The 20,279-nt window shown below is 49.6% G+C and carries 18 protein-coding genes and 1 tRNA gene; 8 read left to right on the top strand and 11 right to left on the bottom strand.

Translation table 11 applies throughout. The features are described from left to right. Positions 1-105: 105 nt before the first annotated feature. The 4 genes from ACMYR3_RS02510 to purM all read right to left on the bottom strand — a co-directional run bounded on the left by ACMYR3_RS02510 (position 106) and on the right by purM (position 4,773). A complete protein-coding gene (locus ACMYR3_RS02510) occupies positions 106-477 on the bottom strand; it encodes a DUF779 domain-containing protein (RefSeq protein ID WP_424194205.1) in 372 nt (123 codons plus the stop codon). Between the two features lie 92 nt (positions 478-569). Further along, positions 570-2,093 carry an aldehyde dehydrogenase gene (gene adh / locus ACMYR3_RS02505; RefSeq protein ID WP_424194203.1) on the bottom strand — a complete coding sequence of 508 codons (1,524 nt, stop codon included), beginning with the start codon at positions 2,091-2,093 and terminating at the stop codon, positions 570-572. A 340-nt stretch (positions 2,094-2,433) separates the two neighbouring features. Continuing rightward, the gene (locus ACMYR3_RS02500; protein WP_424194201.1) at positions 2,434-3,633 is read right to left on the bottom strand and encodes an aromatic amino acid transaminase; all 1,200 of its coding nucleotides are present in this window, start codon (positions 3,631-3,633) and stop codon (positions 2,434-2,436) included. Between the two features lie 72 nt (positions 3,634-3,705). Next, positions 3,706-4,773, bottom strand: coding sequence for a phosphoribosylformylglycinamidine cyclo-ligase (gene purM / locus ACMYR3_RS02495; RefSeq protein ID WP_424194199.1), 1,068 nt, complete (start codon positions 4,771-4,773; stop codon positions 3,706-3,708). Between the two features lie 153 nt (positions 4,774-4,926). Between purM and ACMYR3_RS02490 the strand changes: the two genes are divergently transcribed. The 6 genes from ACMYR3_RS02490 to ACMYR3_RS02465 are packed head-to-tail and all read left to right on the top strand — an operon-like array spanning position 4,927 to position 9,745. Beyond that, positions 4,927-5,988 carry an AI-2E family transporter gene (locus tag ACMYR3_RS02490; protein WP_424194197.1) on the top strand — a complete coding sequence of 354 codons (1,062 nt, stop codon included), beginning with the start codon at positions 4,927-4,929 and terminating at the stop codon, positions 5,986-5,988. Between the two features lie 7 nt (positions 5,989-5,995). Next, positions 5,996-6,691: a DnaA regulatory inactivator Hda gene (gene hda, locus ACMYR3_RS02485; RefSeq protein ID WP_424194195.1), complete on the top strand. Its 696-nt coding sequence runs from the start codon at positions 5,996-5,998 to the stop codon at positions 6,689-6,691. Then, positions 6,688-7,386 carry an HAD family hydrolase gene (locus tag ACMYR3_RS02480; RefSeq protein ID WP_424194193.1) on the top strand — a complete coding sequence of 233 codons (699 nt, stop codon included), beginning with the start codon at positions 6,688-6,690 and terminating at the stop codon, positions 7,384-7,386. Before hda ends, ACMYR3_RS02480 begins: the two co-directional genes overlap by 4 nt. A 19-nt stretch (positions 7,387-7,405) precedes the next feature. Continuing rightward, a complete protein-coding gene (gene pcnB / locus ACMYR3_RS02475; RefSeq protein WP_424194191.1) occupies positions 7,406-8,845 on the top strand; it encodes a polynucleotide adenylyltransferase PcnB in 1,440 nt (479 codons plus the stop codon). A gap of 44 nt (positions 8,846-8,889) precedes the next feature. Then, on the top strand, positions 8,890-9,384 hold the full coding sequence (folK, locus tag ACMYR3_RS02470) for a 2-amino-4-hydroxy-6-hydroxymethyldihydropteridine diphosphokinase (RefSeq protein ID WP_424196317.1): 495 nt from the start codon (positions 8,890-8,892) through the stop codon (positions 9,382-9,384). A 10-nt stretch (positions 9,385-9,394) separates the two neighbouring features. Then, complete coding sequence (locus tag ACMYR3_RS02465; protein WP_424194189.1) at positions 9,395-9,745, top strand: DMT family protein; 351 nt, start codon at positions 9,395-9,397, stop codon at positions 9,743-9,745. Between the two features lie 7 nt (positions 9,746-9,752). Here the strand turns inward: ACMYR3_RS02465 and ACMYR3_RS02460 are convergent, their stop codons facing one another. From ACMYR3_RS02460 to ACMYR3_RS02450, 3 genes are all read right to left on the bottom strand, one after another. Continuing rightward, on the bottom strand, positions 9,753-11,855 hold the full coding sequence (locus tag ACMYR3_RS02460; protein WP_424194187.1) for a putative bifunctional diguanylate cyclase/phosphodiesterase: 2,103 nt from the start codon (positions 11,853-11,855) through the stop codon (positions 9,753-9,755). A gap of 405 nt (positions 11,856-12,260) precedes the next feature. Next, entirely contained in the window at positions 12,261-13,184 is a 924-nt protein-coding gene (locus ACMYR3_RS02455) for a 2OG-Fe(II) oxygenase (protein ID WP_424194185.1), read from the bottom strand. A 56-nt stretch (positions 13,185-13,240) separates the two neighbouring features. Continuing rightward, positions 13,241-13,314, bottom strand: a tRNA-Gly gene (locus tag ACMYR3_RS02450). 98 nt (positions 13,315-13,412) lie between these two features. On the opposite strand from ACMYR3_RS02450, the gene trmB reads away from it, so the two are divergent. Next, entirely contained in the window at positions 13,413-14,144 is a 732-nt protein-coding gene (gene trmB / locus ACMYR3_RS02445) for a tRNA (guanosine(46)-N7)-methyltransferase TrmB (RefSeq protein WP_424194183.1), read from the top strand. An 80-nt stretch (positions 14,145-14,224) separates the two neighbouring features. Here the strand turns inward: trmB and ACMYR3_RS02440 are convergent, their stop codons facing one another. Further along, positions 14,225-15,049, bottom strand: a complete 825-nt coding sequence (locus ACMYR3_RS02440; RefSeq protein ID WP_424194181.1) for an undecaprenyl-diphosphate phosphatase — start codon at positions 15,047-15,049, stop codon at positions 14,225-14,227. Between the two features lie 248 nt (positions 15,050-15,297). Here ACMYR3_RS02440 and ACMYR3_RS02435 point away from each other — a divergent pair, with 248 nt between their 5' ends. Further along, entirely contained in the window at positions 15,298-17,304 is a 2,007-nt protein-coding gene (locus ACMYR3_RS02435; RefSeq protein WP_424194180.1) for a methyl-accepting chemotaxis protein, read from the top strand. A gap of 60 nt (positions 17,305-17,364) precedes the next feature. Here ACMYR3_RS02435 and ACMYR3_RS02430 read toward each other — a convergent pair whose 3' ends face one another. The 3 genes from ACMYR3_RS02430 to ACMYR3_RS02420 form a co-directional block, all read right to left on the bottom strand. Continuing rightward, positions 17,365-17,988: a hypothetical protein gene (locus ACMYR3_RS02430; RefSeq protein ID WP_424194178.1), complete on the bottom strand. Its 624-nt coding sequence runs from the start codon at positions 17,986-17,988 to the stop codon at positions 17,365-17,367. A gap of 123 nt (positions 17,989-18,111) precedes the next feature. Then, entirely contained in the window at positions 18,112-19,344 is a 1,233-nt protein-coding gene (locus tag ACMYR3_RS02425; protein WP_424194176.1) for an ABC transporter permease, read from the bottom strand. Next, complete coding sequence (locus ACMYR3_RS02420; RefSeq protein ID WP_424194174.1) at positions 19,341-20,126, bottom strand: ABC transporter ATP-binding protein; 786 nt, start codon at positions 20,124-20,126, stop codon at positions 19,341-19,343. The genes ACMYR3_RS02425 and ACMYR3_RS02420 overlap by 4 nt, the downstream gene beginning before the upstream one ends. Positions 20,127-20,279 lie beyond the last annotated feature (153 nt).

Raw genomic sequence — 20,279 nt, 5'->3', positions numbered from 1 at the left:
GCCATCATCCAGTTTGGCAAACAACCATACTATCCAACGGAATCTGTCAGCAACCAAAACCAATTCATTCGCAGCAATGCTCTCAAATCATCGAGAGCATTCTCATCACACCTTTTTATTGGCTTCGAGCCAGGCCCATTCTTCATCGGTAAACAACCGTGAACGTGTCAGAAAGCAACGTCCCTTGCCGGTATCCAATGAAAAGGTACCACCACCGTGCGTTTCAATGGCGTCAATGATCAATTGGGTATGTTTCCAGTATTCAAACTGTAATTTGCCGATATAAAAAGGAATCCCGGCAATATCGCCCAGATACTTATCAGCAGCCCCAATTTGAAAATCACCTTTTTTATAGCAATTGGCAGCACTGTTATCACAGCAACCACCTGACTGATGAAAAAAGACCTCGCCAAACTCTTCCTTAAGCTCATTCGCGAGTTGAATCGCAGCCTCGGTAGCAACCACCTGTTCAACCATGATTTGTCTCCTTGAAAGAAAAACGGGGCGCTTACACGCCCCGTTTTGTTACTCCTCGCTTTTATTTTTTTACTGCAGTTTCAGCTATTTTCTTAGAAGAAACCCAATTTGTTCGGGCTGTAGCTGACCAACAGGTTTTTAGTTTGCTGATAGTGGTCGAGCATCATTTTGTGAGTTTCGCGACCGATACCAGATTGTTTGTAACCACCGAATGCAGCGTGAGCTGGATAAGCGTGGTAGCAGTTAGTCCATACACGACCGGCCTTGATGTTACGGCCCATACGGTATGCTGTATTGCCATCACGGCTCCAGACGCCAGCGCCCAGACCATACAGAGTGTCGTTGGCGATTTCCAACGCGTCTGCTTCGTCCTTAAAGGTTGTCACAGCCAGCACTGGTCCAAAAATTTCTTCTTGGAAAATGCGCATTTTGTTGTGGCCTTTAAACATGGTTGGCTGAATGTAGTAACCTTCATTCAGATCGCCACCCAGTTGAGCACGAGCACCACCGGTCAGAACTTGAGCGCCTTCCTGTTTGCCCAGATCCAGGTAAGAACTGATTTTAGCCATTTGCTCTTGTGAAGCTTGGGCACCCATCATGGTGTCGGTGTCCAATGGGCTACCCATCTTGATGGCGTTAACACGAGCAGTGGCACGCTCCATGAACTTGTCATAGATGGATTCGTGAATCAACGCGCGTGATGGGCAGGTACAAACTTCACCTGAGTTGAATGCAAACAGCACCAGACCTTCGATGGCTTTGTCGAAGAATGCGTCATCAGCTTCTGCAACGTCAGCAAAGAACACGTTAGGTGACTTGCCACCCAGTTCCAGAGTCACTGGAATGATGTTCTGGGAAGCAGCTTGCATGATCAAACGACCAGTTGAAGTCGAGCCGGTGAAAGCGATTTTGGCGATACGGCTGCTTGTTGCCAATGGCACACCAGCTTCACGACCATAACCGTTGACGATGTTCAGAACACCAGGTGGCACGATGTCAGCAATCAACTCAGCCAACACCATGATGGAGATTGGTGTGGATTCGGCAGGTTTCAGAACCACGCAGTTACCAGCGCCGATAGCAGGAGCCAGTTTCCAGGCAGCCATCAGAATTGGGAAGTTCCAAGGAATAATCTGACCAACAACGCCGAGTGGCTCGTGGAAGTGATAAGCAACCGTGTTTTCGTCGATTTCACTGATGCCGCCCTCTTGCGCACGCAGGCAACCTGCAAAATAACGGAAGTGGTCAATTGTCAGTGGAATGTCAGCGTTCAGAGTTTCGCGGATTGCCTTGCCGTTATCAACGGTTTCAGCATAAGCCAACAATTCCAGATTTTGTTCGAGGCGATCAGCAATTTTCAACAAAACAGCTGAACGTTCAGCAACAGAAGTACGGCCCCATTTGTCAGCAGCTGCGTGTGCGGCATCCAGTGCCAGCTCGACGTCTTCAGCTGTAGAACGAGCCGCTTGTGTGTATGGTTTACCAGTGATTGGCGTTACAACATTGAAATACTCGCCTTTTACTGGGGCAACCCATTTGCCACCGATAAAGTTGTCATAGCGAGTCTTAAATTGTACTTTGGCGCCGGCTTGTCCGGGAAGTGCGTAAACGGCCATATTTGTCTCCTGAGTGAAATGATCGAAATGAGAACCGAAGGAACCGCAAAGGTATTAATCGGCCACTACCGAGATCGTAGTTGATATATCAATGGCAAGGCTCGTGCCATCTTCAATTTAGCTTCCAAACAATTCAAAAACAAAATTTAACTACATAAAATCAAACACTTAATACAATACCGCACGAATCCAACAACATGAGACGGAGCAAAACTTTCATGAAGCTGACTGTCACTGCTCCAATATGAGACAGTCCGAATGACACACTTTTATAATTAAAAAAGGGTGTTGCAAAGTGCGACACCCTTTCATCATAACTCAAGCAAAATTGTGATGGATGTTATTTTTCCAGCATCACTTTTGCAAAACAATTTGCCACATAGTCAACATTCAGTAGATTCAGCCCAGCAATACACATACGCCCAGAGCGAATCAAGTAAATCGCATATTTTTCTTTTAACAGATCAACCTGATTGGCCGTTAATCCCGTATAGCTAAACATGCCACGCTGAGTCAGAAAGTAGGACAAATCGCGATCTGGAACGAGTGGCTGAATAACGTCATAAAGTTTTTGACGCATTGCGCGAATGCGTTGACGCATCGCTGCCACCTCCCCTTCCCACAGCAGACGTAACTGTGGATTGGTCAACACTTCGGCGACGACCGCAGCACCATGAGTCGGCGGGCTGGAGTAAATGCGCCGTACACCCGCCTTGAGCTGCCCCAGCACCGATTGCGACTCATCGACAGTCCGACACACTACCGACAGACCACCACAACGTTCGCCATAAAAGGAAAGATTCTTGGAGAAAGAACTGCTCACCAGACAGGCGGCACCACTTTGTGCCATTGCGCGCACTGGCCAAGCATCTTCCTGCAAACCATCCGCAAAACCCTGATAGGCCATGTCCATGAAAGCAATCAAGTCTTTTTCGACCATGATTGGGATCATCTTTTCCCAATGTTCACGAGTGAAATCAACGCCAGTGGGGTTATGACAACAAGGGTGAAACAAGACAATGCTTTTGGCAGGCAATTCACTTAAGGTAGCCAGTGTCGCTTCAATACGTACATTGTTGCTGATTGGATCGTAATAAGGATACTCATTGACCGCCAGACCTGCTCCTTCAAAAACCACCCGATGATTGTCCCATGACGGGTCACTGATCCAGATTTGTGATTCTGGAAAGTAACGCTTTAGAAAGTCTGCGCCAATTTTGAGCGCGGCCGAGCCACCAATTGTCTGAATCGTTGCCACACGATTTTCCTGCATGACAGGGTGCTCTTTACCAAACAACAATTCCGCCATCGCCTGTCGATAAACACCCAGACCTTCCATCGGCAAATAGCTGCGTGGGCCCAATTGTGTCAATCGTGCCGACTCAGCAAGACGAACCGATTCCAACAAGGGAATTTGCCCGTTTTCATCGTAATAAAGACCAACACCTAGATTAACCTTATTGGGCCGCTCATCCTTGAGAAAAACCTCGATTAAACTCAAAATGGGATCGCCTGCATAGGCGGGGATTCGTTCAAACACGCTCACACTCCGATGATTTCTTCTAATTTTTTAAAAAACCGGCACAAATTGCCGGGAAAACAGCAGAGATAATCAAACCACCATTGTTTGAGCCTGTCCTGGCTGTCTTTCAATAATTTCGCCGAGCTGCCAGACCGTTTCACCTTGCGTCTCAAGAAAAGCCTTGGCTACCACAGCATCAGTCGCCGACAATACGACCACCATTCCGATGCCGCAGTTAAATACCCGGTGCATCTCGGCATCAGCGACCTTGCCACCCTGCTGAAGCCAGGTAAATAGAGGGGGCATAGTCCAGGCATCGCGATGCAACACAGCCGTCAGGTTAGCGGCGAGGATACGGGGTACGTTTTCGACCAGACCACCACCTGTGATGTGCGCCATCCCTTTGACGGTCAGCCGTTCAATCAAGGCCAGCAGAGGTTTAACGTAGATATGGGTTGGCTCAAGCAGCACATCAGCCAGACGACGGCCATGAAAGTCGGCTTGCAAATCAGGCTTGGCGACTTCAATGATCTTGCGTACCAGAGAATAACCATTGGAGTGCGCGCCGGAAGAAGCCAAACCCAGCACGACATCACCTGGAACGATGGTTGATCCATTGATAATTTTGCTTTTTTCAACAGCACCAACGGCAAAGCCAGCCAGATCATATTCACCATCTGGGTACATGCTCGGCATTTCAGCAGTTTCACCGCCAATCAGGGCACAACCTGATAATTCGCAACCTCGGGCAACCCCCTTGATGACATCCGTGGCTGTCGCAACATCAAGCTTGCCGGTCGCAAAATAATCCAGGAAGAACAGTGGTTCGGCTCCCTGAACAAGAATATCGTTAACACTCATCGCCACCAGATCCTGACCTACCGTATCATGCTTGTTAAGATGGAAAGCGAGTTTGAGTTTGGTGCCAACGCCGTCAGTTCCAGAAACCAATACAGGTTCCTTGAATTTTTTGCTGACTTCAAACAAAGCACCAAACCCGCCAATGCCACCCAATACGCCTTCACGCATGGTTTTTTTGGCAAGCGGCTTGATGGCCTCTACCAGGGCATCACCGGCCTCAATATCTACGCCGGCATCTTTGTAGGAAAGACCATTAAGTGGGTTGGAAGGATTAGTATTGTTGGCTGAAGAGGTCATGACGGAGCTGGTTTGAACAGTTAGGTAAAATTGTGAGCTGCAAGGTTGCAACAATCCGATAAACGGACGAAACCGGCTATTTTACTAGAGCAACTTCATTCAGAACGAATTGTCTAGATAAAACCCGCTAATTCTGAATGATACCCTGACAAGATGAACCTAGAAAACGATCAAAAACGTACCGTCACCCTGCTGGGACTACTGGCACTTGTTGTATTGCTCTTATATCTGCTCAGTCCGATTCTCACACCGTTTGTCAGTGCCGTCATCCTCGCTTATGTACTGAATCCTGGTGTTGATTGCTTAGTCCGAAAGCGGCTGCCGCGCTGGTTATCGGTGCTGCTGATGCTGCTGTTGTTTGTGGGTGCCAGCCTGCTCATCGCGCTGCTGCTTATTCCGGTCTTACAGAAGGAGTTGCCGGCCTTGCAACAACAGATCCCCATATTTCTGGCGCGTCTGAATGATTGGCTCGCGCCCAAATTAAAAACTTTTGGAGTCAGCGCTCAACTTGATCTGGATGGCATCAAATCCATTCTGAGTGATCAAATCGCAGCCAGCCCAGAGGCGCTGTTTGCCAGCCTGTTTGCCAAACTCAAGGCGGGTGGCACGGTGGCACTGGCTGCCTTGGCCAATACATTACTCATTCCCATGCTGGCTTTTTATCTATTGCTTGACTGGCATCGGGTCGTCCATATGTTGCGTGAGCTGATTCCACGGCGCAATGTCACCCATTCACTGCGCATGGCGCGTGCTGTCGATGAACTGCTGTCCCAATATCTACGTGGTCAGATTCTGGTCATGCTGATTCTGGCCGGTTACTATTCGATTGCACTTTTGATTGCTGGTTTTGAAGTCGCTGCCCCGGTTGGCATTTTTACCGGATTATTGGTATTCATTCCCTATGTAGGCTATGGCATTGGCCTGAGTCTGGCGATTGTTGCCGCCTTGCTGCAATTTGGTAATTTGTATGGATTGATTGCGGTTGGGGTTGTTTATGGTTTTGGCCAAATTATTGAAAGCTTTGTTTTAACCCCGATGCTGGTTGGTGAACGCATTGGCCTGCACCCCTTGGCGGTGATTTTTGCCTTGCTGGCTTTTGGGCAATTATTTGGCTTTGTCGGGATTTTGCTGGCCTTGCCAGTCTCGGCGATCTTGCTAGTCGTGCTGCGTGAGCTCAAGACATTTTATTTATCAAGTTCTTTTTATAAAGATTAATTACAACGTGCATCAGCTTTTATTCGATTTTGGCCTGACCAGTATTCCCAGCCTCGATAACTTTGTCATTGGCAATAATGGTCATCTGATTGCAGCCATTTTAGGTATGCGTAACAGCAAAGATCGACAAATTTATCTATGGGGCGATAGTGGCGTCGGTAAAAGCCACTTACTCAAAGCCAGTTGTGCCCAGTACCTGCCAAGTCGCTATCTCACGGCCGACAATCTGCCAGAAGAATTTCGTTTTGATGCGCAAGTCATGCTGTATTGTGTGGATGATGTTCACAAGTTTGACAAGTCGCAACAGATTGCGCTGTTCAATCTGATCAACGATACCCGTGCGGCTCAAATTCCTTTAGTGGCCAGTGGCGACACGCCACCAGCACAGCTCACTCTGCGCGATGATCTGACTACCCGACTTGGCTGGGGCCTGGTCTTTCGACTCAAGGCACTGGCAGACAACGACAAACAAAAGGTTTTACAAGACCATGTCAAATCACTTGGTCTCAGGCTTTCCGATGATGTGATTCCTTATCTGCTGCGCCATTTTGCCCGCGACCTGCCAACATTAATGCAACTCTTGAACGAACTCGACAAATTTTCACTGGCCATCCACAAGCCATTGACTCTCCCAGTTTTGCGAGCCTATCTGCAACAAGAACGTGATCGTTCTCAATCCCCTCTCTTTGATGTCATCGCATGAAAAAATTAGCCTTATTCGATCTCGACCATACCTTACTGCCGATCGACTCCGACTTTGAATGGGGACAATTTCTGGTTCGTAAAGGTCTGGTTGATGGCGCCTTATTTGCTCAACGCAATGAAGTTTTTTATGCGCAGTACAAAGCGGGCACACTCAACATCCACGAATTTCTGGATTTCATCCTGGCGCCATTGGCAGCACACAGTCGGGATGAACTGGACCGCCTTCATGAAGAGTTCATGCACACTGTCATTACACCCAATATCACGCAAGCAGCAAGAGACCTGGTTAGCCAGCATCAAGATGATGGCGCGTTGACCTGCATCGTGACCGCCACCAATACCTTTGTCACCGGGCCTATTGCCAGCGCCTTTGGCGTCCCTTATTTGATTGGTACCATTCCAGCGACTGAAAACGACATGCCAAATGGCCGCTTCACCGGCAAAGTCAAGGGGCAGCCCAGTTTTCGGGAAGGTAAAATCGCCCGTACCCTGGATTGGCTCAAACAACTTGATATGAGCATGGACAGTTTTTCCGCCAGCTGGTTTTATAGCGACTCCATCAATGATCAATCACTGCTTGAACAAGTGACCCATCCTGTTGCCACCAACCCCGACGACCAATTACGCCAAATTGCCCAACAAAAAAACTGGCGCATACTTGAGCTGTTTGGCGATCGGCACTCCACCCATTAATTTTTGACTGGCAACCATCGTGATCAAGCGATTCATTAAATCCATCCTTGGACTGGGCGATAAGGCAACGGCCGATCAGGCACGCAAAACCACCCGTCCAGCCAAGCCCAAAAAACGTGGCGATGGTAAAAAGTCTGACAAGACTCATCTACCCGAGATCTATCAGCACGCACAGCATCAAATCAATATCAAGCTGGCCTCACCGAATGCGATTCGTGTCACCGACACCCTGCAACAGGCAGGCTTTCAGGCTTTTATTGTTGGCGGTGCAGTCCGTGATCTGCTGCTCGGCATCAAACCCAAAGACTTTGATGTCGCCACCAATGCCACGCCACAGCAAGTGCAGCAACTATTTCGGCGTGCGCGCCTGATTGGTCGCCGATTTCAGATCGTGCATGTTCAGTTTGGCCACGAAATTATTGAAACTTCAACATTTCGCGCACTGACTACCGATAGTGCACCAACCGATGAGCATGGTCGCGTCTTGCGTGACAACATCTTTGGCGAGCAACATGAAGATGCCACCCGTCGCGACTTCTCGGTCAATGCCCTCTATTACGATCCAGCTACGCAGACCGTGCACGATTACCATCATGGTGTCGCCGATCTGCGTGCCAAAACCTTACGCATGATTGGTGACCCGGCCACCCGTTATCGTGAGGATCCAGTGCGCATGCTGCGTGCCGTACGTTTTGCTGCCAAGTTGGGTTTTCAGATTGATCCGGCAACTCGTCAACCGATTGTTGATTTGGCCGAACTGTTGTCCAATGTGCCTGCAGCACGACTCTTTGATGAAATGCTCAAGCTCTTTTACTCCGGTAGCGCCTTGGCCTGCCTGAAACAGTTACGAGAAGAAGGCCTGCACCATGGCGTCTTGCCATTACTTGATACTGTATTGGAGCAGCCATTAGGCGAAAAATTTGTGGATATGGCACTGGCCAATACCGATGCTCGCATCAAGGCCGAAAAATCCGTGTCGCCGGGCTTTCTGTTTGCCAGCCTGTTATGGCATCAGGTTCTGGAACAATGGAAAGCGCTGGAAGCTGGTGGCGAACATTCGATACCCGCGCTGCACCATGCCATGAATGCCGTGCTGGATACCCAAACAGAAAAACTGGCAATCAATCGTCGTTTTACGGGTGATATGAAAGACATCTGGTTGATGCAGCCTCGCTTTGAAAAGCGCTCTGGTCGCATGCCATACCGGTTAATGGAGAATCCTCGGTTTCGTGCTGGCTATGATTTTTTGTTATTGCGTTGCCAATCCGGTGAAATGGACGAAGCACTTGGCCAATGGTGGACTGACTTTATTGATGCCGATGCTGCTGGTCGTGAAGAGCTGATTCAATCCTCTTCACGCAAAAGCAAGGCCGATGACGCAAAACCCAAACGCAAACGTCGCAAACCACGCAAGGCAGGGGAAGAAATCAGCACCAGTACGCCGCCTATACAGCCTTAGACGATCACTTGCCCAGACCTTACATACCTTACATCATGCCTGAGATGATCACAGCCTATATTGGTTTGGGTGCCAACTTGGGTGATGCAAGACAGACCTTGCAACTCGCTGTACATGATCTGGCGCAATTGCCTGACAGTCAAATCAGCGGATGCTCACGCCTCTACCGCAGCGCACCGATTGACGCCAGCGGCCCCGATTATCTGAATGCGGTGGTCCGCATGACCACCCAATTGTCTGCACAAGCTTTATTAACTGCCTGTCAGCAAATTGAATCGGCTCATGGCCGAATACGGCCCTATCAGAATGCACCACGCACTTTGGACCTGGATATCCTGCTCTATGGCGACAATTGCATCAACATACCCGAGCTGATTGTTCCACACCCGCGCATGGCGCAACGGGCCTTTGTCTTGCGACCTTTGGCTGATTTGGCACCTGGACTTTTGATTCCGGGTATTGCCTCAATCGACACACTGTTGGCACAAGTTGGCGATCAGGATATTGCACCCTTAAATGAGCCACGCTTAATCGACTGAGAGTTTATCTATGCCCACCCTGCCCGTCTATTTACAAACCATCTTGTTATTATGTGCGTCCAATGTGTTTATGACCTTTGCCTGGTATGGTCATTTACGTGAACTCGGTAACAAGCCTTGGTATGTCGCAGCACTGGTAAGTTGGGGAATTGCCTTATTTGAGTATTTGCTCCAGGTGCCAGGCAACCGGATTGGTTTTACACAATTTAATGTCGGACAACTGAAAATCATGCAGGAAGTCATCACGCTTAGTGTGTTCCTTCCCTTCTCGGTGTTCTTTATGCACCAGCCACTCAAACTCGATTATTTATGGGCTGGTTTATGTCTGGTAGGAGCGGTGTACTTTATTTTCCGCAATTGAGCCCGCTTTATTTTTTCAATAACAGCTTGGTAAAAGCACCCACCTCAAGTGGTCGACTGTAATAATAGCCCTGTACATAATCACAACCATTCAAGCTCAGGAAGTCAGCCTGATCGACTGTCTCAACGCCTTCTGCCACAACGGTCAGGTTGAGAATATGACCCAGTGTAATCATGGCTTTAACGATCGCGGCATCATCGGGATCGTCAAGAATATCGCGAATAAATGACTGATCGATCTTCAGGCAGTCAACCGGAAATTTCTTGAGATAGTTCAAACTGGAATAACCTGTACCAAAATCGTCGAACGAAAGTTTGACGCCCATCTGCTTCAGTGCAGTCAAACGCTCAATCGACACATTCACATTTTGCATCAACAACGATTCGGTAATCTCCAACTCCAGTAAATTGGGTGCCAGACCGGTTTGTTCCAGAATACTTTGCACAAGGGACACTAAATCTGCTTGCTGCAACTGCCGCGGCGACAAGTTAACCGCCACACTGATCGGTGGCAAGCCTTGTTCTTGTAACTGCTCCTGCCAAAGCTTGGCCTGTTCGCAAGCAGTCCAGAGGCCCCATTCACCCATCAGGATAATCAAACCGGTTTCCTCGGCGACAGGGATGAATTGCGCAGGGGAAATCATGCCTTTTTCTGGATGAATCCAGCGCATCAATGCCTCGGCACCTTCCATTTGACCGCTGTCAAGATTAATCTTGGGCTGGTAATACAATTGAAACTCCTGACGCTCCAGGGCCTTGCGCATGTTATGCATCAAGTCCAGGCGATCTGCCGTGTTAACCGTCATTTCATTGCGAAAGAATTGAAAATTGTTGCGGCCCATTTCTTTAGCCCGGTACATGGCTGCATCGGCATTACGCAGCAATGTTTTGGCATCAAGCAGTTCGGGTGAAGATAGGCTCACACCGATACTGCAGGTCACGACCAGCTCTTGTTCTTGATGCAGCCAGGGACGTGTCAGCGAAGCCATGACCCGCTCAATGACCTGCGTCACCTCCGATTCAGTCACATGACCTGTGAGCACGAGCACAAACTCATCACCACCCTGCCTGGCAACGGTATCGGCTTCACGAATCGCTGACTTGAGACGCCGCGCAACGGTGAGCAGTAACTCATCACCAGATTGATGCCCCAGACTATCGTTGATATATTTAAATTGATCCAGATCGATAAACGCTACGGCCACCAGCGTGTTATTCCGCTTGGCATCCAGCAAGGCATGCTCAAGCCGATCCTGCAACAGCGTCCGGTTGGGTAGATCTGTGAGCGGATCGTGCAAGGCTCGTCGCTCAATCTGATGCTCATATTGCTTGCGGGCAGTGATGTCTTCAACCGTACCCTCAAAATAGAGCGGTCTTTGTTGCTCGTCGTAGACTAAACGGGCATTTTCAGAAATCCAGATAATGCTACCGTCACGACGATAGACACGTGACTGAAAATCGGATACTGCCCCGACCCGCATGATCAAATCAGTAAACTCGCTACGTCGCCGCGGATCAACATACAGTTGTGTCGATAGATCACGCAAACTCAAAATCAGTAACTCGGTCGAGTCATACCCATAAATTCTTGCCAAGGCTGGATTAACTGCAATAAAACTGCCTTCCAGACGCGACTGGTAAATGCCCTCAATGGCATTTTCATAAATGCTGCGATAACGTCGCTCCGCTTCAATCAGATCTTGCTCAATCTTTTTACGCTCGGTAACGTCCGAAATAAAACCGGTCAAGCCAATCACCTGGCCAGCGTCGTTAATCAGTCCACGACCTTGCTCACGAACCCAACGCACGCCGCCATCCTTGCGTTGGATTCGATATTCAACCTCGTAATACTCATTATCCAGTGCAACTCGCCCAATCGCTGCCCGCACCATCTCGCGATCCTGCGGGGCGGTAATCATCTCGTAAGTAATGGCTCGCCGCTGGAGCAATTCATCGGCACTATAACCAGTCAACGCCGCGCAGCCCGTGCTCACATATTCGAGCGTCCAATCGGCATCATTGCGACAATGAAAAGCCATGCCAGCATAACTGTCCAGCAACAGGGACAAAAAACCTGCATCTTGCGCATCATTGGTGCGATATTCGTTCATGTATTGAGTTCATCCCGGGGCGTATTTTTGAATTATTCTTAGGTAATGTCTCTACAACCTCATGCAAAATTTCTGCCTGATTATTTAACAATTGTAAGCAGCATCCCCAATTCATCATTGCTGGAAATAGACCACGAAACTCCATCAATTATTGCGACGCAGCAAATGACATACAAATCAATGACGCCAAAATTGCCCAATCTATGGGACAACGATTATTTAGCAAAAATATCTATCAATTGCAATAGATCAATAGATAGATTGACTCTTTTCCTGCCAGACTCGAATCTAACCCATATTGCCAGAAAAGTACTGAAAAACAATATACCCAGTAAGGGTATATTGCAAAACCACGATGCTTAGGTGCGTTATTATTGGTTTGTTTCTTTTACTACCGAGATGTATTTAAATAAACGGTTGCTCACGCAACCATTTGGTCGCGATCCATTTCTCACCCACCAAGACCGGGCCACCACCATGTAAAGACATTGAATCCACCGAGCCATCCGACATCTGATAAGAAAAATACACGGCGCTACCGCGCTTGGGTCGGATTTCCAGACCGCAGGAAGGAAAGATTGTTGCGCCGCCCTCAAGCACGTCATTAAGATAGATGACCAAGGTAGCGATGCGTTGTCCACCTCGTAAAAGATGGCTTCCACTACCCGCCAAAGTGGGATCAAAATAATCGAAATGTGGCTTGTACTCACCGCCAACAGTGTAGCGAAGAATCTGCAAGTCTTCACCATGTGAAACCGGCCAGTCCAGCAAAGTGGCAATCCGCGCGTCAATCAGGCTCACCAGCGGATTTTCACCCTTGCGGAAATAAGTCCCCTGGCTACGTCGATCTTCATGCTCCAGACTTTGCCCAGTCTGCGCATCCACTGTTTTGGAACAATCCAGTTTGCCCTCGGATAATTCAATCAGCGCATCACATTCCAATGCTGACAAAAGATTGTCAAAAACGGCAATGCGCGGTGCTGTCATATTCAGTGTGACCGTAATTTGCTGTTGATCCACCACAAAACGGTTAGGACCAATTTTTGCCGGATCAAGAATGTGCGTTAACGGCGCAGCATCAACATAAGTACCGGGCTGTTCCTGAACATGTTGCCGCAGGATCTGCACAGCCTCACGCCCTGCCTCACTGGCCATGAGTGTGGTCAATATCTCGGGATGGTATTTGGTGAAAGCGCTTGCAACACAGCGTTGTGCCGCACCTGGTTGATGCCCAACCGCAATCATGGCGTCTATCATGGATTGCGGTGAACAACCCCGATCAATACTTTCTTCAAGCCAGCGCTCCAGCTCAGGCGTTGTCTCAAGCATCGTATTTGGCATCAGCAAAATTGGAAAGGATGGCCAAGCAGCAGTCGGTAAAGAGTTGGAGCGGGTAAAGGGAATCGAACCCTCCTCACGAGCTTGGGAAGCTCGGGTAATGCCACTATACGATACCCGCATCATTGCCACGATTATAGTCAGCTATATTAGCCGAGTCAGCGTCTGGCGTGAATTACAATCGCGGCTTTCTGTTTGAGCCTTCTGGCGAGCATCAATATGTCCAATGAAACGCCCCTGCCGAGCCCCGACACGGCTTTGGAAGCACCTGCCGATGTGGTTCACCCGCGTCGCATCCGCAGTTTTGTACGCCGCACCGGACGGGTTTCCGGTGCCCAACAAAAAGCACTCGACACATTATCAGAGCACTTCATCGTGCCCTATAACGAAGCAGCACTCGATTACGCCCAACTCTTTGGCAATGACCACCCGGTCATTTTTGAAATCGGTTTTGGCATGGGTGAAACCACCGCCCATATTGCCACTCACCTGCCAGAGCGCAATTTTATTGGGGTGGAAGTCCATGTACCCGGTGTTGGTGCACTGTTAAAGCGTATCGAGGAACAGCAGATCAGCAATCTGCGCATCGTTCATCATGATGCCGTGGAAGTCTTGCAACACATGATTGCACCCAATAGTTTGGCAGGCGTACATATCTTTTTTCCAGACCCCTGGCATAAGAAAAAGCACAATAAACGCCGTCTGATTCAAAATCCATTTATCCAGTTTCTGGTCAGCCGGATTGCGCCCGGTGGCTATTTGCATTGTGCGACCGACTGGCAGGAATATGCCGAGCAAATGCTGGAAGTGTTATCGGCCGAACCAGCGCTACAAAATACCGCGGATGGTTTTGCACCACGGCCTGACTATCGCCCAATCACCAAATTTGAGGCACGTGGTCTACGGTTGGGGCATGGTGTGTGGGATGTCGTCTTTACTAAAAAGGCCTGATGGAAACATCAGGCCTCGTGTTGAGTAGTCTTTAGGCACCCTGCTTTAAGTGTTTAAGTGCCGTTTTATATCAAGCAGGATTAATCAGCCCAGACCACCCAGCCGGTGTAGGAAGTGACCAGCACCACAATACCAAACACAATGCGGTACCAGGCAAATGGCACAAAGTCATGAGTTGCCACATAGCGCAACAACCAACGCACGCACAACCATGCAGCAATAAAAGAAAAGACCAGCCCAACCAGAAACATGGGGGCGTCCGCCATGCTCAGCGCATGGCGCTCTTTATACAGGCTGTACACACCCGCACCAATCAGTGTGGGAATACCCAGAAAAAAGCTGAAATCAGTCGCTGCCTGACGTGACAAACCCAAGAACATGCCACCAATAATGCTGGAACCAGATCGGCTGGTACCAGGAATCATTGCCAGACATTGCACCAAACCAACTTTTAAAGCATCCATCAGCGTCATATCATCGACGCTAGCTACGCGTATTACGACATTTTTACGGCGTTCCGCCCAAATAATGATCAACCCACCCAGAATAAACGTACTGGCCACTACCTCGGGCGTAAACAAATGCGCCTTGATGGCTTTACCAAACAACAAGCCCAACACCACGGCCGGCAAAAATCCCACAAAAACGTTGAGTGCAAAACGTTGCGCCTTGGGCTGTGAACCCAAGCCCAGCAAGGTGTCGCATAGTTTTTGCCAATAAACCAGTATCACGGCAAAGATGGCACCGGTTTGAATCGCAATTTCAAATACCTTGGCTTTTTCACCGGTGAAATTGAGCAGAGAACCAGCCAGAATCAGATGTCCGGTACTGGAAATAGGCAAAAACTCGGTCAAACCTTCAACGATGCCCATGATCATGGCCTTGATTAGCAATACAACGTCCACTAATGACTCCCTGTTTAACGATGAAAGCCGCCATTATCGCAAGGCTTTGTTGCAGTGCGTGTGAATTTGGATAAATCCTTTGCCAAGCTGTTGGTGCAGGCCCACCAACTTGCCAATCATGTTCCTCCCGGAAAGGTTATTTAAAGGACTTTTCCCGCGTTAATCGAGGTTAAGTCAACAGCCATTGGTTTATAGAATAGCCATTGACTCCCACCAACCGCATGCCCGTGCCAACCATAATGAAGCCATTGAAATTAAAAACCCAATTTGCCGTGATGCTCGCCATCCTGCTGAGTGGCTTTGCCCTGTTTGGCATCATTTCACTGATCGTGACCGAACACTTGCGAATCAATGGCGAACTCTATACCGACATCGTGCGGGGCAAAGACCTGGTCGCCGATATTCTGCCACCCCCGGCGTATATCATTGAGTCAAATCTGACGGTGCATGAACTGGTCTTGAATCAAGATACGGCCAATCAAACCAGACTGATCCAATACCTGGGCAAACTGGAAAAGGATTTTGCTGACCGGATGATATTTTGGAATGAAGCACCGCTGACCAGCAATATCAAATCTCTGGTGATCGGCCCGGTGCAAACCACGGGTAAACAGTTTTACAGCTTGGCACATAGCGAGCTGATTCCAGCCATTGAGGCGCACCAGATCGAGAAGGCCAATACGGCACTCAAGCAAATGAGTGCCGTGTATGACAACCATCGTCAAGCAGTGGATCAGCTGGTCACGATGGTCAATGCCGAAAACGAACAACGTGAAACCGGTGCAGCCCGCTTTTTGAACAAGGTGCGTATTGGCTTGAGCATCTTGTTCCTGTTTATCTTGCTGCTGATCCTGACTGTCATCACATTGATAGGTCGTGCCTTGTTGCAACAGGTGGGCGGTGAGCCCAGTTATGCACTGGAAGTAGTGCAAGAGCTGGCACAAGGCAATCTCAATGTACAGATTGAAATCATCGGCAATCAGCCCAGCCTGCTATCGGGCATGCGTGAAATGGTGGCACAGATCACCCAGGTCATTCAGGGTATCAAGGATACCAACCGTGAGATTGGTCAATCGATCTATCAAGTCACCTCAATCTCCGCAGAAATCAGCGGCACCAGTGAAGCTCAGCATCATGAATCCACGTCGGTTTCGAGCGCCACGCAATCACTGCAAGGCTTGCTCGGCTCGGTACAGGATTTGGCTGGTAATGCCTACAACAAATCCGAGGCGGTCAAAAATCTGGCCAAGGCGGGCATGCAATCGGTGAACGGCATCATTGATGAAATGGATCATACCGTCAACAAGGTACTGCATACGGAACAGGCTGTGAAAGAACTGGTTGAGCGCAGTGACGAAATCAACCATATTGTTTTGAGCATCAAGGAAATTGCCGAACAGACCAATCTGCTCGCCTTGAATGCGGCCATCGAAGCAGCCCGCGCAGGTGAACAGGGCCGTGGCTTTGCGGTGGTGGCCGATGAGGTGCGCAGTCTGGCCAATCGCACTGCCGAAGCAACGATTCGGATTGAGCAGATTGTGGGCGGTTTGCATGAACGTGTACAGAGTACGCTCGAAACCATGACTGAAATGTCATCCATGGTGGGACGAGTACAAATTCAAGCTCGCCAAAATGGTCAGTCGATTGAACAGATGGCCGATCAGGCTGAGGAAAGCAGTCGTTACAGCCATGATATTTCGCTGGCATCAGATGAACAAATTGCCCAGCTTACCGATTTGCATCTGCGTCTGGAACGCCTGTTTGATACCTTGCGGACCAGCAGTTCAACCTTGGGCGTCACACATTCAATCAGCAATACCTTGCAGGAAACAGTGAGTCTGCTGCAAAAGAAAATCAGCTTTTTCCACTTTGCGCCGATTGCGTTGAAAGATGAATACGCCAACGACAAACGTCGTCATCGTCGTATTAAAAATAGTCTGTACATCAGCGCCAGCCGGCAGGATGGCCATCGCTTTGCCGCACTGGCCCGTGATTTCAGCCTGGGCGGACTGCAACTGGTGGCACCGACGAACATCTTGCTCAATGAGGGTAATGATCTGCAAATGGAAATCAAGTTACCAACCGATGTGCTTGATGAATATTTGAATCAACATCCCATTATCGTAACCGCCAAGGTGGTACGCACCATCAAAAAAGGCGCCAAGGAAAATCATTTTGGCCTGCAATTCATCAATGTCGATGCCACAACAGAAGGTCATCTCAAAAAAGCCGTGACCTATTACACCACGCACTAAAAAATATTTGAATATTTAAATTTCAAATGAGCCCTGTCAAGCTGGCAAGACTGATCATCTTTACTTCGTTGAAGCTGGCACAGCATCGCGCTGTTTGATACCCACTTTGATGCCATAAGGTCGCACCGTAATATCGCCAGGCTCGATCTTGCTGCCGAATTTGGTCAGTTCTTCCTCGGTAAAAGTATGCACGGCGGCACCATCCAGTGCTTGTTCGACCAACATACCCAGCATGATCTTGACCTTGCCGGTCAAAAAGTCGGATTGTCCAGCCACCTTATCCATACTGATTTTTTCAACCTTGGGCTCCACCAGCACAATCGCACGACTATCACTGTCATAACGCAAACCACTATTGAGTGACAGTTTGCCACCGATAGAATCACTGCCTCCCAATAGCGATGCACCGGCACCATGAAACGAGGCATCCAGATCCAGGCCGACCCGGTTGGTGTCAGGCAGCATCCGTAATTTAGGTTTGCCGGTAGTAACATCAAGCAACTCCAGCATACGCTTGTCGAGTGGAAATTTTTTAGCCAGTTTTTCTTCCAGCACACTGGTACCAAACGTGACTTCGTCAGGCAACATGGTGCCGGTGGCACAACTGGCTGAAATGCCGACCAGCAACAACATGACTAACCGTGAGGTACAAGCAGTAAAGGTCTGGCTGAGCGAATGCTTCATAAATTTCCTCTTAAAGTTCTTTTTTATATGCTAAGCAATCCCGACTTGGGTGGCATGACTTGATAACATCTTGGCGATTCGCCCAGTTTACCGCTTTGGCAAATCAGGTCTGGATTGTGCGAATTATTCGTAGCGCAAGGCCTGAATGGGTAAAAGATTGGCAGCCTTACGTGCTGGATACCAACCGAAGAAAATGCCAATCGCCGCAGCAAAACCTGCCGCAAGGGCAATTGCCTTGAATTGCAGTTGCGTAGGCCAGGATGCCAGCTGTGCCACCACATAAGTGCCGGCCACACCCAGCACAATACCGACGATACCGCCAATCAGTGAGAGTGTGAGTGCCTCCACCAAAAATTGCAGCAGGATGTCACGTGAGCGTGCCCCCACTGCCATGCGCAGGCCAATCTCGCGAGTACGTTCAGTCACCGATACCAGCATGATATTCATAATGCCAATGCCCCCCACCAGCAGGGAAACCGAAGCCACCGAGGCCAGCAAAATCGCCATCACATTGCTGGCGGCTTCCTGCACCTGCAACAGCTCGGACAGATTGCGAATGGAAAAATCGTCATCGGCCTGTTCCTGCAATTTATGGCGCTGTCGCAACAAATCGCGCATATTGTTTTCGGCGACCTTCATGTCCTGCCCCTGCTGCACTTTCACCAGGATGGTACTGACGCGCCGCAACCGCCCCTGGCCTTGTCCAAAGAGTCGATTGCGGGCAGTGGATAACGGCACCATGATCACGTCATCCTGATCCTGCCCCTGACTGCTTTGTCCTTTGCGATCCAGCACACCGATGATGGTATGCGGCACATTCTTGATGCGAATCTGCTGATCAAGCGGATCAGCATCACCAAACAATTGCCGTGCCACAGTCAGGCCAATCAGCGCCACTTTGCCCGAGCCGGATAACTCACCGGCCTCAAAACCGCGACCACTGGTGATCGCCCATTCCCGCACATCCAAAAATTCCGGCGTGATGCCATAGACCGTGGTGGCCCAATTGCTCCCGCCCGCCACCACCTGCGCACTACCGCGATTGGTACCCGATGCCACCTGTACCTCGGGCACTTCACGCTGAATTGCCTGCGCGTCGTCTTCGGTCAACGTCTGTGTGGCACCGCTGCCCAGGCGCACCCCAGACTGCAAGATGGAGCCTGGTAGAACAATCATGATATTGCTGCCCAGACTGCGTACCTGCTCCTTCACCCGCTCCTGCGCGCCCGTACCAATCGCAATCATCACAATCACCGCGGCCACACCGATGATGATGCCGAGCATGGTCAGCGCTGAACGCAGTTTATTGATGCGCAGTGCATTGAGTGCAATGCGTAAAGTGGCCAGCAAGCTCATAATACTGGCTCCGGTTTGATCAGCGTCAGCGTGGGACGCTCGGCATTACTGCCCTGCTCCAGCCTTTGCAAGGCCAGTAACGCATCTTGCGGTGACTGATGCCGATCGCTGGTGACCTGGCCATCCTTGAAGGTAATCACCCGTCCGGCAAACGCAGCAATATCGGGTTCATGGGTGACCATCACCACCGTCATGCCATCGTGATTGAGCTGTTGCAGCAAGACCATGATCTCGATACTCGTTTTTGAATCGAGTGCACCGGTGGGTTCATCCGCCAAAATCAGGCTGGGATCATTGACCAGCGCCCGCGCAATTGCCACCCGCTGTTGCTGTCCACCCGACAGCTCCTTGGGTTGATGATCCATGCGCGTGCCCAGACCCACCTGCTGCAAGCGCGCGGCCGCCTTGTTACGACGGCTTGTGCCGGAATCATCGTGGCTGGCATACAGCAATGGCAATTCCACATTTTCCAGGGCACTGGTGCGCGGCAGCAGGTTAAAACTCTGAAACACAAAACCAATCCGCTGATTGCGAATTTGCGCAAGCGCATCGGCGTCCAGGGTACTGATCGTTTGGCCGTTGAGCAGATATTCACCTGACGAAGGCTGATCCAGGCAGCCAATCAGATTCATGAAGGTGGATTTGCCCGAACCCGAGGCGCCCATGATGGCGACAAATTCACCCTTGTCGATATCAATGTTCACACCATCCAGCGCATGAACGATGCTGTCACCCATCTGGTAAGTTTTGGCGAGAGCCTTGGTGCTGATCAGCGTGCTCACAGAGGCTCCATGCCAGGTTTTTTTGAAATCGTCAGAATACTTCTCAAAATCGCCAGAAAACACCATACTATGATGGTGTATACAACAAAACAATACATCTTGAGTGCGTAAATACTGGGTGATTTTTTATAGTCCCTATCAGTATCCACAAAA

The sequence above is a fragment of the Ampullimonas aquatilis genome (genome assembly GCF_049675895.1).
GTDB lineage: Bacteria > Pseudomonadota > Gammaproteobacteria > Burkholderiales > Burkholderiaceae_D > Ampullimonas > Ampullimonas aquatilis.
This window is presented reverse-complemented; position numbering and strand designations above follow the sequence as displayed.

What these genes read in the sequence shown, in the direction of transcription:
- ACMYR3_RS02510 (WP_424194205.1), bottom strand. Translation starts at nt 477, where the DNA reads ATGGTTGAACAGGTGGTTGCTACCGAGGCTGCGATTCAACTCGCGAAT.
- adh (WP_424194203.1), bottom strand. Translation starts at nt 2,093, where the DNA reads ATGGCCGTTTACGCACTTCCCGGACAAGCCGGCGCCAAAGTACAATTT.
- purM (WP_424194199.1), bottom strand. Translation starts at nt 4,773, where the DNA reads ATGACCTCTTCAGCCAACAATACTAATCCTTCCAACCCACTTAATGGT.
- ACMYR3_RS02490 (WP_424194197.1), top strand. Translation starts at nt 4,927, where the DNA reads ATGAACCTAGAAAACGATCAAAAACGTACCGTCACCCTGCTGGGACTA.
- ACMYR3_RS02480 (WP_424194193.1), top strand. Translation starts at nt 6,688, where the DNA reads ATGAAAAAATTAGCCTTATTCGATCTCGACCATACCTTACTGCCGATC.
- folK (WP_424196317.1), top strand. Translation starts at nt 8,890, where the DNA reads ATGATCACAGCCTATATTGGTTTGGGTGCCAACTTGGGTGATGCAAGA.
- ACMYR3_RS02465 (WP_424194189.1), top strand. Translation starts at nt 9,395, where the DNA reads ATGCCCACCCTGCCCGTCTATTTACAAACCATCTTGTTATTATGTGCG.
- ACMYR3_RS02460 (WP_424194187.1), bottom strand. Translation starts at nt 11,855, where the DNA reads ATGAACGAATATCGCACCAATGATGCGCAAGATGCAGGTTTTTTGTCC.
- ACMYR3_RS02455 (WP_424194185.1), bottom strand. Translation starts at nt 13,184, where the DNA reads ATGCTTGAGACAACGCCTGAGCTGGAGCGCTGGCTTGAAGAAAGTATT.
- trmB (WP_424194183.1), top strand. Translation starts at nt 13,413, where the DNA reads ATGTCCAATGAAACGCCCCTGCCGAGCCCCGACACGGCTTTGGAAGCA.
- ACMYR3_RS02430 (WP_424194178.1), bottom strand. Translation starts at nt 17,988, where the DNA reads ATGAAGCATTCGCTCAGCCAGACCTTTACTGCTTGTACCTCACGGTTA.
- ACMYR3_RS02425 (WP_424194176.1), bottom strand. Translation starts at nt 19,344, where the DNA reads ATGAGCTTGCTGGCCACTTTACGCATTGCACTCAATGCACTGCGCATC.